The organism is Bacillus sp. MC1252 (genome assembly GCF_056838025.1).
In genome coordinates, this window is sequence record NZ_CM166369.1 from 1,457,902 (window position 1) to 1,473,889 (window position 15,988).

Consider the following 15,988-nt stretch of genomic DNA (forward strand, 5'->3'; position numbering starts at 1 on the left):
ACGAATTTGCATGTGGAGGAATGGGTATGAACTACAAAGACACCTTATTAATGCCGAAAACAGAATTCCCGATGAGAGGGAACTTACCAAACAAAGAGCCTGAAATCCAAGAGGAGTGGGCAGAAAAAGACATCTATCAAATGGTTTTAGAGCGGACAAAAGGACGCCCGACCTTTATTTTGCATGATGGACCTCCATATGCGAATGGTGACATTCATATGGGGCACGCACTCAATAAAATCTTAAAAGATTTTATTGTCCGTTTTAAATCGATGAATGGGTTCCATGCACCGTACGTACCGGGCTGGGATACACACGGCTTACCAATTGAAACAGCCCTCACGAAAAATAAAAAAGTGAAACGAAAAGAAATGTCTACAGCAGAATTCCGCAAACTATGCGAGGAGTATGCTTGGAAGCAAATCGAGGGTCAGCGCAATCAGTTTAAACGATTAGGCGTCAGAGCAGACTGGGACAATCCATATGTGACATTAAAGCCTGAATACGAAGCGCAGCAAATTCTTGTCTTTGGTGAAATGGCGAAAAGAGGCTATATTTACAAAGGGCTGAAGCCTGTTAACTGGTCACCTTCAAGTGAATCGGCACTTGCTGAAGCGGAAATTGAATATAAAGACAAACGTTCACCATCCATTTACGTATCATTTAAAGTGAAAGATGGAAAAGGCGTACTTGAAAACGGCGAACAATTCATCATCTGGACAACAACACCTTGGACACTTCCTGCAAACCTTGGCATTTGTGTTCATCCAAACCTAGAGTACAGTGTGCTCAAAGTTGGAGATGAGCGTTATGTTGTCGCATCTGAGCTGGTTGAACAAGTGGCAAAAACTCTTGGCTTTGAAGAGTATGATGTCGTGAAAACACTAAAAGGAAAAGAATTAGATACCATCGTTGCAGAGCATCCAATTTACGGTAGAGATTCTCTTGTCATGCTTGGCGATCACGTGACAACGGATGCAGGAACAGGCTGTGTTCACACAGCACCAGGACACGGGGAAGATGACTTTAATGTCAGTATGAAATACGGTCTTGATGTGCTATGTCCTGTAGATGAAAAAGGTGTGATGACAGAAGAAGCGCCTGGTTTTGAAGGACTATTCTACGAGGATGCCAATAAAGCCATCACAGAACAGCTTGAAGCAAAAGGTGCGCTGAAAAAGCTCGATTTTATCACGCACTCCTACCCGCATGACTGGAGAACGAAAAAGCCAACGATTTATCGTGCGACAGCTCAGTGGTTTGCTTCGATTAAAGATTTCAGAGAAGCGCTATTAGACAATATTAAAGAAACGAAATGGGTTCCAGCATGGGGCGAAACACGCCTATTCAATATGGTGCGTGACAGAGGTGACTGGTGCATTTCAAGACAGCGTGTATGGGGTGTTCCAATTCCGGTCTTTTATGCGGAAAATGGTGAGCCGATCATCACGGACGAAACGATTCAGCACGTATCTCAATTATTTAGAGAACATGGCTCGAATTTTTGGTTTGAAAAAGAAGCGAAGCAATTATTGCCAGAAGGCTTTACACATCCAGGCAGTCCAAATGGTGAATTTACAAAAGAGCAGGACATCATGGATGTATGGTTTGATTCTGGTTCTTCTCACCAAGCCGTTTTAGAAGAAAGAGATGACCTTGTCCGTCCGGCAGACCTTTATCTTGAAGGCTCTGACCAGTATCGTGGATGGTTCAACTCATCTTTATCTACATCTGTAGCTATCACAGGCAAAGCACCTTACAAAGGAGTGGTTAGCCATGGAATGACTTTGGATAAAGAAGGACGTAAAATGAGTAAATCCTTAGGAAATACCATTGAACCTGCCAAAGTAGCTAAACAACTAGGTGCTGAAATTCTTAGACTTTGGGTATCTTCTGTCAACTATCAAGCCGATCACCCGGTGTCTGATGATATCTTGAAACAAGTAGCAGAAGTTTATCGTAAAATCCGTAACACGTTCCGATTCCTGCATGGAAACCTCTTTGACTTTGAGCCAGCAATTCATGCAGTGCCAGTAGAAGAGCTTCGCGAAGTGGACCAATATATCTTAATCAAATTAAACAAATTAATTGATAAAGTGAAAAAAGCATATGATGATTACGAATTTGCTGTCGTATATCATGCGATTCACAATTTCTGTACGATTGAGCTAAGCTCTTTCTATCTCGATTTTGCAAAGGATGTCGTATACATTGAGCATGCAGATCATCCAGACCGCCGCAGCATGCAGACCGTCTTCTACGAAACATTAATGGCGTTAGTAAAGCTGACTGCACCAATTCTTCCGCATACAGCAGATGAACTATGGAGCCACTTAAGTTTTGTTGAAGAGCCAAGTGTTCAGTTAACGGATATGCCAGAAGGTGTGACTGTTCCTCATGCGGAAGCGACAGAAGCGAAGTTCGACCGCTTTATGGAAGTGCGTGACGATGTTCTAAAAGCGCTAGAGATTGCACGTAACGAAAAAGTCATCGGACGTTCACTTGAAGCAAGTGTGACACTTTACGCGACAGATGAAGTGAAAGACCTTCTTGCATCCATTAAAGAAGATGTGAAGCAGCTCTTTATCATCTCTGAACTAACGGTAGAAGATAAGCAGAAAGAAGATGCATCAGCGCCTGAATACACATCAGGACGTATTGTGGTTCAAAAAGCAGAAGGAGAACTGTGCGAACGTTCCCGCATTATTTCTAAAGATGTTGGTGCAAATCCGAAATACCCAACATTGTCACTTAAAAATGCTGAAATCGTGGAGAAATATTACCAAAATTAACAGTACGATATCACCAACTAGCGCCCCGCCATATGCGGGGCGTTTTCTATTCTGAGAAAATGACAGCGTTTAGAACGAAAGGAAAAATCTTATGGCTTTAAAGTGATCAGGCGGGGTAACAATATGATTATCACGACAGGGCAGGAGTTGAAATAGCGACATGAATGGCGATCTAGAGACGATTTACATGGAACTCCTTCAAATGAAAGAAGAACTGCAATCTAAACTGTTTGAATATGCATCATTTCGTTCACCTGATGACCATGTCACATTGGATGAAGCCAAAACGACAACGCTTCTTTATCACATCAAAGAAGAGCTGCAAGATGTGTCGCTCGCTATTGCAAAAATTGAGCAAGGAACCTATGGCGTATGTGAGGCAACAGGTCTTGCAATCCCACTTGAACAAATGAGTATTCTTCCTACAGCCCGCACGACTGACGACTTTTTATATCATAAGCAATACGAGAAAAAAGCATTCACTCCTTATCCTCACGATTCAAATGATTCTCATTTTGAAGCCTTCCACATGTAGGGAGGTTTTTGTCTGTCAACTAAAGTTTCTTTACTCCTTCCTGTTTTCTTGATAAAATGCTTAAAGATCAAAGTATGAAGATGGAGGAACGTGTGTGTTCTATTACATAATCGCATTCGTTATGATTTGTTTAGATCAATTAACAAAATGGCTCATTGTCAAACATATGATGCTCGGAGATTCTATTCCAGTGATTGATGGATTCTTTTATATCACGTCTCACCGAAATTCAGGAGCCGCATGGGGTATTCTCCAAGGACAAATGTGGTTTTTCTATGTGATCACACTCGTTGTTATTGCGGGAATTATTTATTACTTGCAAAAGCATGGACAAAAGGACAAGCTGCTTGGAGTAGCGCTGGCCTTAATGCTTGGCGGAGCGATTGGAAACTTTATCGACCGCATTTTCCGTAAGGAAGTGGTTGATTTTGCTCATTTCGTATTTGGGGATTATCATTATCCAATCTTTAATATTGCAGATTCTTCTCTATGTGTAGGGGTTATTCTGCTCTTCATTCAAATGCTTTTAGATGGAAAGAAAAATAAGGAGTCAACTACATGAATCAAGTAAATATTGCCGTTGCAGAAGAACAAACAAGTGAACGGCTTGATAAATTTTTAAGCACGACAGAACCAGAATGGTCAAGAACCCAAGTCCAGCAGTGGGTAAAGGATGGACTCATCGAAGTAAACGGGAAACAAGTGAAAGCGAATTACAAAGTCCAAGCTGGAGATCAAATCAAAGTGGAGATTCCAGATCCGGAAGCACTTGATGTAGAAGCAGAATCAATGGATCTTGATATTTATTATGAGGATGAAGATGTGCTAGTGGTGAATAAACCACGTGGAATGGTCGTTCATCCAGCACCAGGCCATGTGTCAGGAACGCTTGTGAATGGCCTTATGGCACATTGCAATGACTTATCAGGGATTAATGGCGTGATGAGACCTGGAATTGTCCACCGGATTGATAAAGATACGTCTGGGCTGTTAATGGTCGCTAAAAATGATATGGCGCACGAATCACTCGTCAATCAGCTAGTTGCCAAGACCGTCACAAGAAAATATACCGCCGTTGTCCATGGCATCATCCAGCATGATACAGGTACAATTGATGCCCCAATTGGCAGAGACAAAAAAGACCGCCAAAGCATGACGGTCACAAAAGAAAACGCAAAGCAGGCAGTCACTCACTTTGACGTGCTTGAACGCTTTCAAGATTTCACCCTTGTCGAATGCCGTCTTGAAACAGGAAGAACACACCAAATTCGTGTTCATATGAAATATATTGGCTATCCTCTTGCGGGGGACCCGAAATATGGCCCGAGAAAAACAGTCGATTTCAATGGACAGCTGCTGCATGCAGGTGTTTTAGGGTTTGACCATCCTAGAACAGGAGAATACATCGAGTTCACAGCACCAATTCCAGCTGATATGCAAGCTTTTATCGATTCATTAAGAAATAACGATTGACAGGCCGTTCTTTTTCTGAAATAATAAACAAAGAAATTGAGATTCTTTAAAACAGTCCAGAGAGGCTGAGAAGGATAACGGATCCATTTGTGCACGTGAATGCACAAATGAACGCCCCTCTCTGCCCTTTGCAGAAGGGGCTTTTTATTTGTCAAAAAGAGGTGTAGAAGATGGAACAAAAAGCAGTCATTCTTGATGAACAAGCGATAAGACGAGCGCTTACCCGAATTGCACATGAAATGATTGAGCGCAACAAAGGGATGAAGGATGTCATCCTTGCCGGGATCAAGACAAGAGGCATTCATCTTGCAAAGCGCCTTGCAGAGCGTATCGAGCAAATTGAAGGAAACCCAGTCACTGTGGGTGAACTTGATATTACGCTATACCGTGATGACCTGACAAAAAAGACAGACAACCAAGACCCGCTTGTAAAGGGTGCAGACATTCCAGCTGACATCAATGACAAAACACTCATCGTCGTTGACGATGTCCTGTTTACAGGCAGAACCGTAAGAGCGGCCATGGATGCTCTTGTGGATGTAGGCAGACCGTCTTCTATCCAGCTTGCTGTTCTAGTCGACCGGGGACACCGGGAGCTGCCTATTCGAGCGGATTATATCGGAAAAAACATCCCGACATCAAAAGCAGAAACAGTCATGGTTCAGCTCAATGAAGTAGATCAAAACGACCTTGTCGCTATATATGAAAAATAACCTTTTTAAATGCATTCCAGAGAGTTTGCAAAGAGGGCAATAACAGAGCTACCGAGCACACGGCTACATGACGTGTACGGTTTTTCTAGGCCTCTTTGCGCATACTCGCAAAGAGGCTTTTTTAATGAAAAAGGACACATCTAGGAGGAAAATCATGAGTCAGCAAAAAGCCAATCTAGGCATTCGAGATATCCCAAAACCGTTCACATGGCTATCACTTAGCCTTCAGCATTTGTTTGCCATGTTTGGTGCGACCATTCTTGTACCAAAAATCATTGACATGAGTCCAGCAGTCGCGCTCATCTCAAGCGGTGTTGGAACCATTGTTTACTTAATCATCACAAGAGGACAAATTCCGGCGTATCTTGGATCGTCCTTTGCCTTTATCGCCCCCATATTGAATGTCAAAGCAACAGGCGGACCTGGAGCCGCAATGGTTGGTGCCTTCATGGCGGGTGTGGCTTATGCGCTCATTGCCCTATTCATTAAATGGCTAGGCACAGGCTGGCTGATGAAGCTTCTGCCGCCTGTCGTCGTAGGACCAGTCATTATGGTGATCGGACTTGGACTCGCTGGAACAGCTGTCAACATGGCGATGTATGCTGATCCGAATGCGACCGAGCTTGTATACAGCCTAAAGCACTTAATGGTAGCAGGCTTTACACTAGCTGTCACAATTATCAGCATGATCTTTTTAAGAGGATTCCTTAGCCTGATTCCAGTATTAATCGGTATTATCAGCGGCTATCTCTTTGCCTTAACACAGGGCATCGTGAACTTCCAGCCGGTCATTGACGCAAAATGGTTTGCTGTACCAGACTTCGTCGTACCATTTGTCGACTATACACCTGCTGTGACGTTAAGCATTCTCACAGTGATGGTGCCGGTTGCCTTTGTAACCATGTCAGAGCACATTGGCCACCAAGTGGTGTTAAGCAAGGTCGTAGGGCAAGATTTTATTAAAAAGCCAGGTCTTCACCGCTCTATTTTAGGAGACAGTGCGGCGACCATCTTCGCTTCACTCATTGGCGGACCTCCAACAACGACTTATGGGGAGAACATTGGCGTACTTGCCATCACAAGAGTGTTTAGTATCTTCGTCATCGGCGGAGCAGCAGTCTTTGCGATCTGCTTCGGCTTTGTTGGGAAAATGTCAGCATTAATCAGTACAGTGCCGTCCGCGGTCATGGGAGGCGTTTCGTTCCTGCTCTTTGGGATCATTGCCTCAAGCGGCCTGAGAATCCTGATTGATCATAAAGTGAATTTTGAAGAAAAGCGTAATCTCATTATCGCATCTGTCATCTTAGTCATCGGAATTGGCGGGGCATTCATTGAGGTGAAACAAATCAACCTCACACTATCTGGAATGGCACTCGCTGCGATTACGGGCGTCCTGTTAAATCTAATCCTGCCGCACCAGAAAGCGGAGGATAACGAGTCAAATGAATCGAATACAGAAAACCTTTTAAAAGAAGTCCAGTGAGGCTGACAAGGGTTCTAAAATGAGCAGAATGTGCGAAAGTGCCGCTGCTTCTTTTGGAGAACCCTAAGCTGCCGAGGCTTAGGGTTTTTTTGAACCTGAAAGTGATGAAAAACTAGAGGGGGAAGAAAAATGAATGATCTATCGACAATGAGCAGCTTATCTAAGGAAGAGATTTTACAGCTGATTGAAGAAGCATGCGCACTGAAAAATGGGAAGCAGGAACATGGCTTAGCTGGAGAATTTGTAGCGAACCTCTTCTTTGAACCAAGTACAAGAACACGCTTTAGCTTCGAAGTAGCCGAAAAGAAACTTGGAATGAATGTGCTTAGTCTAGATGCGGCAAGTACCTCAGTTCAAAAGGGAGAGACGCTTTACGATACGGTGAAAACGCTAGAATCCATTGGAGTCAAGGCGTGTGTCATTCGGGACAGCACCGACGAATATTACAACGAGCTAATCGGGAAGGTAGGGATTCCCATCATCAATGCTGGAGATGGCTGCGGGCAGCACCCGACACAATCACTGCTTGACCTGATGACCATCTTCGAAGAGTTTGGCGGGTTTGAAGGCTTAACGATTTCGATTCATGGAGATATCAAACATAGCAGGGTGGCGAGGTCGAATGCTGAGGTTCTTTCAAGACTTGGAGCGACAGTGCTCTTTTCAGGACCAGCCTCCTTCCAAGATGAACAAAACCCTCACGGAACGTATGTCCAAGTAGATGAAGCCATCAAACGCTCTGATGTGGTGATGCTGCTAAGAATTCAGCATGAACGGCACGCAGAAAAGATGGGCAGTGACGATTACTTATCTACGTATGGATTAACAGTAGACAGGGCGAGCAAAATGAAAAAACGAGCCATTATTATGCATCCAGCACCAGTAAACAGAGGTGTTGAAATTGATGATTCATTAGTAGAATCCGAGCAGTCAAGGATTTTTAAGCAAATGGAAAATGGCGTGTATATCCGAATGGCTGTTTTAAAAAGAGCTTTTCAAAATAGCAGACTACATCAAAAAGGGAGAGATTCTGTCTATGTCATATCTCATTAAAAACGGTTTTATCTTAACAAGCACAGGGGAAAGAGTGCAGCAGGATATTAGGGTAGAAGGAAAAGTGATTCGGGCAATTGGTCATTTAGAAAGAGAAGACGGAGAAGAGGTCATTGATGCAGCTGGGCTGTTTGTGTCACCAGGCTTGATTGATCTGCATGTGCATTTAAGAGAGCCAGGCGGCGAGAAAAAGGAAACAATTGAAACAGGCTCTAAGGCAGCAGCAAGAGGAGGGTATACGACGATTGCAGCCATGCCGAATACACGGCCAGTTCCAGATACAAAGGAGCAAATGGAATGGCTCATGAATCGAATCGAAAAGACCTCATCTGTGAGAGTGCTGCCATACGCCTCCATCACCACTAGACAAATTGGAGATGAGATGACGGACTTTGCAGCGTTAAAAGAAGCTGGTGCCTTTGCATTTACGGATGACGGTGTTGGCATCCAAACAGCAGGCATGATGTACGAAGCGATGAAAAAGGCAGCAAGCCTTGATCAAGCGATTGTGGCGCACTGTGAAGATAACTCGCTCATTTACGGAGGGTGCGTTCATGAAGGAGAATTTTCACAAGCCAATGGGTTAAACGGAATACCGTCAATTTGTGAATCGGTGCATATTGCAAGAGATGTCCTCTTAGCAGAAGCAGCGAAATGTCATTATCATGTATGTCATATCAGTACGAAAGAATCTGTTCGAGTCGTGCGCGATGCAAAAAAAGCAGGCATTCGTGTAACGGCTGAGGTTTCACCGCATCACCTGCTTTTATGTGATACGGACATCCCGGGTCTTGATACAAACTATAAAATGAACCCGCCGCTCAGAGGAAAAGAGGATCGCGAGGCGCTGATCGAGGGACTTTTAGATGGCACAATTGATTTCATCGCAACAGATCATGCTCCGCATACAGAAGAAGAAAAAAACGAAACGATGCAGCGTGCACCTTTCGGGATTGTAGGACTTGAAACAGCGTTCCCACTTCTGTACACACGCTTTGTGAAAACAGGCGAATGGACATTAAAAGAACTCGTTGATTATATGACAATCAAACCAGCAGAAGCCTTCTCCCTTCCATACGGCAAGCTAGAAGAGGGTCAAGCAGCTGATATCACGCTCATTGATTTAAACAAAGAAATGGCAATCGATAAAAAAAGCTTCTTATCTAAAGGACAAAATACACCGTTTGACAAATTGACTGTATCAGGATGGCCTGTCATGACACTTGCATCTGGGAAAGTCGTTTATGAAGAGGGGAGACTAGTAAAATGAAGAGACGCTTAGTGCTAGAAAACGGAACAGTATTCGAAGGAACAGGCTTTGGCAGCTTAGAATCGTCAGTCGGAGAAGTTGTCTTTAATACGGGGATGACAGGCTATCAAGAAATTTTGTCTGATCCATCATACTGCGGACAAATTGTCACGCTCACTTACCCGCTCATCGGCAACTATGGCATTAACCGTGATGATTTTGAATCGATCACACCGTTTGTGAAAGGGCTGATTGTGAAAGAACTTTGTGAAAAGCCCTCAAATTGGCGCTCTTCATACTCACTTGATGAATACTTGAAAATGAAAAACATTCCAGGGCTTAGCGGAATCGATACACGGAAGCTGACAAGAATGATTCGAAGTGCAGGAACATTAAGAGGGGCTTTTGCAGGACCGGATGAACAAGTGGAAGACGTTGTGCGCCGCCTTCAAACATTGCAGCTGCCAACAGATCAAGTGAGTCAAGTTTCTGTGAAAAATGCGTACCCAAGTCCAGGGAGAGGAAAAAGAATAGTGCTTGTGGATTTCGGGATGAAGCACGGCATATTGCGCGAGCTCAATAAACGTGACTGTGACGTCATTGTGGTGCCATACAATATCACTGCGAATGAAGTGCTGCAGTTAAAGCCTGACGGGATCATGCTTTCAAACGGCCCTGGGGACCCTGTTGATGTACCAGAAGCAGTTGAAATGATTCAGCAATTGATTGGGAAGTTACCACTCTTTGGCATTTGCCTAGGACACCAGTTATTCGCTCTTGCGTGTGGCGCAAGTACAGAAAAAATGAAATTCGGTCATAGAGGATCAAATCACCCGGTCAAAGAACTAGCAACTGGCAAGGTGACCTTGACGTCTCAAAACCATGGCTACACGGTAAGTACTATTAATGAAGACTTGCTTGAAGTAACGCATATTGCTCTAAATGATAATACGATTGAAGGGTTAAAACATAAAGAAGCGCCAGCATTTACTGTACAGTATCACCCAGAAGCATCACCGGGTCCAGAAGATGCCAACTACTTATTTGACGAGTTCATGGACATGATTCAGACGAATGAGAAAGAAGGGGAAGAAGTATGCCAAAACGCGTAGACATCAAAAAGATTTTAGTCATCGGTTCAGGTCCAATCATCATCGGTCAGGCAGCAGAGTTTGACTATGCAGGCACACAGGCTTGCTTAGCACTAAAAGAAGAGGGCTATGAAGTCGTTCTTGTGAACTCCAATCCTGCGACGATCATGACAGATACAGAAATGGCCGACAAGGTATACATTGAACCACTGACACCAGAATTCTTAACACGAATTATTCGAAAGGAACGCCCTGATGCGATCTTACCAACACTTGGCGGACAAACTGGACTGAACCTCGCTGTTGAATTATCAGATCTTGGCGTATTGGCTGAATGCGGCGTTGAAGTACTCGGAACAAAATTATCAGCTATTCAAAAAGCTGAGGACAGAGATTTATTCCGTAATCTGATGAATGAACTAAATGAACCTGTCCCAGAAAGTGAAATCATTCATAACCTTGAAGAAGCGATGGCGTTTACGAATCAAATCGGTTTCCCTGTTATTGTCAGACCAGCCTATACATTAGGCGGAACGGGCGGCGGAATTTGTACAAACGAGCAAGAATTGAAGGAAATCGTCGAAAATGGATTGAAGCTAAGCCCAGTCACACAATGCTTGCTTGAAAAGAGTATTGCGGGCTTTAAAGAAATTGAATATGAAGTTATGCGTGATAGCGGTGACCATGCGATCGTTGTTTGTAACATGGAAAACTTTGATCCTGTCGGCATCCACACAGGTGACAGCATTGTCGTTGCACCAAGCCAAACGTTAAGTGACCGCGAATATCAGCTGCTTCGTAATGTGTCACTGAAGCTCATCCGTGCACTTGGCATTGAAGGCGGCTGTAACGTACAGCTGGCACTTGATCCGAACAGCTTTCAATACTATATCATCGAAGTAAACCCGCGCGTGAGCCGTTCCTCTGCGCTTGCGTCTAAAGCGACAGGTTATCCAATTGCAAAACTTGCAGCGAAAATTGCTGTCGGCTTAACGCTTGATGAAATGATGAACCCAGTCACAGGTAAAACATATGCAGCCTTCGAGCCAGCACTTGACTATATCGTATCAAAAATCCCGCGCTGGCCGTTTGACAAATTTGAATCTGCCAACAGACGTCTTGGTACGCAAATGAAAGCAACCGGTGAAGTCATGGCGATCGGCCGTACATTAGAAGAGTCTCTTTTAAAGGCTGTACGTTCACTTGAAGCGGATGTGCATCACATTGAATTAAAAGATGAAGCAGACATCACAAACGAAGTGCTCGAAAAGCGGATTATCAAAGCAGGAGACGAGCGGCTATTTTATATCGCTGAGGCGCTTAGAAGAGGCTACACAGTCGAACAGATTCATGAATTCTCAAAAATAGATTATTTCTTCCTCCATAAGCTAGAAGGCATCATCGCATTTGAAAAGACGTTAAAAGAAAAGAAAGGCAATACAGACGTATTAAAAGAAGCGAAAGATAAAGGCTTCTCAGACATCTATATTAGCCGAGAGTGGAACATGAAGGAAGCGGATGTCTACAAGCTAAGACAAGAAGCAGGCATCGTTCCTGTTTACAAAATGGTGGATACATGTGCGGCAGAATTTGAATCAGAGACGCCATATTTCTACAGTACGTATGAAGATGAAAATGAATCAGAACGAACAGACAAGAAAAGCGTCATAGTGTTAGGCTCAGGTCCAATCCGAATTGGACAAGGGGTCGAGTTTGATTATGCAACCGTTCATTCTGTGTGGGCGATCAAACAAGCAGGGTATGAAGCCATCATTATAAACAACAACCCTGAAACGGTCTCAACAGACTTCAGTATTTCAGATAAGCTTTACTTTGAACCACTTACTGTAGAAGATGTGATGCACATCATCGACCTTGAAAAACCAGAAGGTGTCGTTGTTCAGTTCGGCGGACAAACAGCGATCAACTTAGCAGATGAATTATCGAATAGAGGGGTTAAGATTCTAGGAACTTCGCTTGAAGACCTTGACCGCGCGGAAAACCGTGACAAGTTTGAACAAACATTAGAAACACTCGGCGTTCCGCAGCCAAAAGGAAAAACAGCTACGTCTGTGCCGGAGGCGGTAGCGATTGCGAATCAGATTGGCTACCCAGTCCTTGTCCGTCCTTCCTATGTATTAGGCGGTCGTGCGATGGAAATCGTTTATCAAGAAGAAGAGCTTCTTCACTACATGGAGAATGCGGTGAAAGTCAATCCGCAGCACCCAGTGTTAATTGACAAATATTTGACGGGAAAAGAAATTGAAGTAGATGCCGTATCTGATGGGGAAACTGTCGTGATCCCAGGGATTATGGAACATATTGAAAGAGCCGGGGTCCACTCAGGTGACTCGATTGCGGTTTACCCGCCGCAAACATTGTCTGATGAGATCAAAGCGAAGATCGCAGAATACACGATTAAACTCGCAAAAGGACTTAACATTATTGGACTGCTTAACATTCAATTTGTTCTATCAAAGGGAGAAGTGTTCGTCCTTGAAGTGAATCCGCGTTCAAGCCGGACTGTCCCATTCTTAAGTAAAATTACGGGCATTCCAATGGCAAACCTAGCGACAAAAGTCATTTTAGGTGACAAGCTCAAAAACTATGGCTACCAAGAAGGGCTTCACACCGAACAAGAAGGGGTGTACGTCAAAGTCCCAGTCTTCTCTTTTGCAAAACTAAGAAGAGTGGATATTACACTCGGGCCTGAAATGAAATCAACAGGTGAAGTTATGGGGAAAGATGTCACAATTGAAAAAGCCCTCTACAAAGGGTTGATTGCATCAGGGATACAAATTCCAAATGACGGAACGGTTCTCCTCACAGTCGCTGACAAGGATAAAGAAGAAGGGCTAGAGATTGCAAGAAGATTCCATTCCATCGGCTATCATATTTTAGCGACAGAAGGAACGGCGAATTACTTAAAACAAGCCTCCATTCCATCAAGTGTTGTCGGCAAAATAGGAGAAGAAGGCAAAAACCTTCTCGATGTCATTCGAAACGGGGAAGCTCAATTTGTCATCAACACCCTGACAAAAGGAAAGCAGCCGGCAAGAGACGGCTTTAGAATTAGACGTGAATCTGTTGAAAATGGAGTGGCTTGCTTAACGTCACTAGATACAGCAGAAGCCATTTTAAGAGTGCTTGAGAGCATGACATTTAGAGCAGACGAAATGCCAGAAGTGAAAACGAATGCTGAGGTGACAGTAACGATATGAAAAAAGCATACTTGACGGTCGTCTCAAACCGAGAGATCGCTGATCATATTTACGAAATGACATTAAAAGGTGACCTTGTGGACTCATTTCAAACGGCTGGACAGTTCCTTCATATAAAGGTCAGTGAATCCATGACACCGCTGCTGAGAAGACCGATCAGTATTGCCAACATTCATGCCGAGCAAAAAGAAGCAACCATCATTTACCGCGCAGAAGGAGAGGGCACAAAGCTCCTCTCCCAAAAGCGGGCGGGAGAATCAGTCGATGTATTAGGGCCGCTTGGGAACGGTTATGACCCTTCAGTTGTCCAGCCTGGGCAGACGGCATTACTAGTCGGTGGAGGAATTGGAGTACCGCCTCTATATGAGCTTTCCAAGCGTTTAACGAAAAAAGGCGTTATCGTGAAGCATGTCCTCGGCTTTCAATCGAAAAAGGATGTATTTTACGAGGAGAAATTTCAAGCACTTGGCGATACTTATATCGCGACCGTTGATGGAACATACGGCTCAAAAGGTTTTGTGACAGGTGTGATCGAAGAAAATGATTTGAGCTTTGATGTGCTGCTTTCCTGCGGACCGACACCTATGCTAAAAGCACTGAAAGACACGTATCCTGATAAGCCTGTCTACATTTCAATGGAAGAACGAATGGGCTGCGGAATCGGTGCGTGCTTTGCTTGTGTCTGTCATACCGATCAGCACGAAAAACCTTACGTCAAAGTCTGTCTTGATGGACCTGTATTTAAAGCAGAGGAGGTGGCATTGTCATGCTAAACGTGGAGTTACCCGGCTTATCTTTAAAGAACCCGATTATACCTGCATCAGGCTGCTTTGGATTCGGAAGAGAATTTGCTTCATTATATGATTTATCCATGCTGGGCGGCATCATGATCAAAGCCACTACCCTTGAAGCGAGATTTGGCAACCCGACACCGAGGGTGGCCGAGACTGGAGCCGGTATGCTGAATGCGATCGGCCTTCAAAATCCAGGTCTAAAAGGCGTGCTCGAAAATGAATTGCCTTGGCTTGAGCAGTTTGATACCCCCATTATTGCAAACGTTGCTGGCTCACAGGTCGATGATTATGTCGAAGTAGCAAAACAAATCAGCCAAGCAAAGAATGTCCATGCCCTTGAACTAAATATTTCTTGTCCGAATGTCAAAACAGGCGGGATCGCATTTGGTACAGACCCAAACATGGCGGCGTCGTTGACAAAAGCGGTCAAGGAAGTCTCCTCCGTTCCTGTCTATGTGAAACTGTCTCCTAATGTGGCGAATATTGTTGAGATTGCTAAAGCGATTGAATCTGCTGGAGCGGATGGGCTTACCATGATTAATACCTTAATTGGCATGCGTTTAAATTTAAAAACTGGGAAGCCCATCCTTGCCAATAAAACAGGCGGATTATCAGGTCCAGCTATAAAACCTGTCGCTGTTCGAATGGTGCATGAGGTCAGTCAGGCGGTTTCTATTCCGATTATTGGGATGGGCGGGGTGCAAAGTGCTGAAGATGTACTTGAATTTTTACTAGCAGGTGCAAGTGCAGTAGCTGTTGGCACAGCCAATTTTGTGAACCCTTTTATTTGCCCAGAAATCATTGACGAGCTGCCAAATGTGTTAGCGGCTTATGGTTATTCATCTGTAGAGGAATGTATCGGAAGGAGCTGGAAACATGAAGCACTTGCCCATCATCGCGCTTGATTTCCCATCAGGGCAGGAGGCACTTGCCTTTTTAGAACCCTTTGAAGGAGCACCATTATTTGTGAAGGTTGGTATGGAGCTGTTTTACCAAGAAGGTCCAGCCATCCTTGACGCGCTGAAAGAAAAAGATTGCCGCATATTTCTTGATCTGAAATTACATGACATTCCAACAACGGTGCAAAAAGCGATGAACCGGCTTGCTGCACTTGGCGTTGATTTAGTCAATGTACATGCAGCTGGCGGGAAACGAATGATGCAGGCTGCGGTAGAGGGACTTGAAAGCGGGACGCCTGCTGGACAAAGCCGCCCGGGCATTATTGCTGTGACTCAGCTGACAAGTACGTCAGAAGACATGATGAACAAAGAATTACTCATTGATCGTCCATTGCAAGAGACTGTGCTGCATTACGGACAATTGGCATATGAAAGTGGACTCGACGGTGTTGTTTGCTCTGTTCATGAATCTAAAGCCCTTCATGAGCACATCTCACCTTCCTTTCTCACTGTGACACCAGGGATTCGCTTGCCGAATGATCAAACCGATGACCAAAAGCGTGTCGCGACACCTGCCTTTGCAAAAGAGCAAGGTGCTTCACAAATTGTTGTCGGAAGATCCATCACGAAAGCTGAAAGTCCAATAGAAGCCTATCATCAAATTTTGAAAGAGTGGGAGTGACTG

At 44.2% G+C, this 15,988-nt stretch carries 13 protein-coding genes; all 13 read left to right on the forward strand.

Features of this window, described 5'->3' with window-relative positions:
* The first annotated feature begins 26 nt into the window (after positions 1-26).
* The 13 genes from ileS (at position 27) to pyrF (ending at position 15,985) form a co-directional block, all read left to right on the forward strand.
* Positions 27-2,792, forward strand: coding sequence for an isoleucine--tRNA ligase (gene ileS, locus ACYH0L_RS07355; protein WP_482354441.1), 2,766 nt, complete (start codon positions 27-29; stop codon positions 2,790-2,792).
* 160 nt (positions 2,793-2,952) lie between these two features.
* A complete protein-coding gene (locus ACYH0L_RS07360; protein WP_099725926.1) occupies positions 2,953-3,327 on the forward strand; it encodes a TraR/DksA family transcriptional regulator in 375 nt (124 codons plus the stop codon).
* Between the two features lie 94 nt (positions 3,328-3,421).
* Positions 3,422-3,889, forward strand: coding sequence for a signal peptidase II (lspA, locus tag ACYH0L_RS07365; protein ID WP_099725925.1), 468 nt, complete (start codon positions 3,422-3,424; stop codon positions 3,887-3,889).
* Positions 3,886-4,800, forward strand: coding sequence for an RluA family pseudouridine synthase (locus ACYH0L_RS07370; protein ID WP_099725924.1), 915 nt, complete (start codon positions 3,886-3,888; stop codon positions 4,798-4,800). Before lspA ends, ACYH0L_RS07370 begins: the two co-directional genes overlap by 4 nt.
* Positions 4,801-4,970: 170 nt before the next feature.
* Positions 4,971-5,513, forward strand: coding sequence for a bifunctional pyr operon transcriptional regulator/uracil phosphoribosyltransferase PyrR (gene pyrR / locus ACYH0L_RS07375; protein WP_024424234.1), 543 nt, complete (start codon positions 4,971-4,973; stop codon positions 5,511-5,513).
* 154 nt (positions 5,514-5,667) lie between these two features.
* Positions 5,668-6,996, forward strand: a complete 1,329-nt coding sequence (locus ACYH0L_RS07380; RefSeq protein ID WP_099725923.1) for a solute carrier family 23 protein — start codon at positions 5,668-5,670, stop codon at positions 6,994-6,996.
* Positions 6,997-7,125: 129 nt separating this feature from the next.
* Complete coding sequence (locus tag ACYH0L_RS07385) at positions 7,126-8,049, forward strand: aspartate carbamoyltransferase catalytic subunit (RefSeq protein WP_327925286.1); 924 nt, start codon at positions 7,126-7,128, stop codon at positions 8,047-8,049.
* Entirely contained in the window at positions 8,033-9,319 is a 1,287-nt protein-coding gene (locus tag ACYH0L_RS07390; RefSeq protein ID WP_482354442.1) for a dihydroorotase, read from the forward strand. The genes ACYH0L_RS07385 and ACYH0L_RS07390 overlap by 17 nt, the downstream gene beginning before the upstream one ends.
* Positions 9,316-10,410 (forward strand): carbamoyl phosphate synthase small subunit, encoded by a 1,095-nt coding sequence (locus ACYH0L_RS07395; RefSeq protein WP_327925284.1) that lies wholly within the window; start codon positions 9,316-9,318, stop codon positions 10,408-10,410. Before ACYH0L_RS07390 ends, ACYH0L_RS07395 begins: the two co-directional genes overlap by 4 nt.
* The gene (carB, locus tag ACYH0L_RS07400) at positions 10,395-13,610 is read left to right on the forward strand and encodes a carbamoyl-phosphate synthase (glutamine-hydrolyzing) large subunit (RefSeq protein WP_099725919.1); all 3,216 of its coding nucleotides are present in this window, start codon (positions 10,395-10,397) and stop codon (positions 13,608-13,610) included. Before ACYH0L_RS07395 ends, carB begins: the two co-directional genes overlap by 16 nt.
* The gene (locus ACYH0L_RS07405) at positions 13,607-14,383 is read left to right on the forward strand and encodes a dihydroorotate dehydrogenase electron transfer subunit (RefSeq protein WP_099725918.1); all 777 of its coding nucleotides are present in this window, start codon (positions 13,607-13,609) and stop codon (positions 14,381-14,383) included. The genes carB and ACYH0L_RS07405 overlap by 4 nt, the downstream gene beginning before the upstream one ends.
* Positions 14,377-15,309, forward strand: coding sequence for a dihydroorotate dehydrogenase (locus ACYH0L_RS07410; RefSeq protein ID WP_099725917.1), 933 nt, complete (start codon positions 14,377-14,379; stop codon positions 15,307-15,309). The genes ACYH0L_RS07405 and ACYH0L_RS07410 overlap by 7 nt, the downstream gene beginning before the upstream one ends.
* Positions 15,281-15,985, forward strand: a complete 705-nt coding sequence (gene pyrF / locus ACYH0L_RS07415) for an orotidine-5'-phosphate decarboxylase (protein ID WP_256499541.1) — start codon at positions 15,281-15,283, stop codon at positions 15,983-15,985. Before ACYH0L_RS07410 ends, pyrF begins: the two co-directional genes overlap by 29 nt.
* The last annotated feature ends 3 nt before the right edge of the window (positions 15,986-15,988 follow it).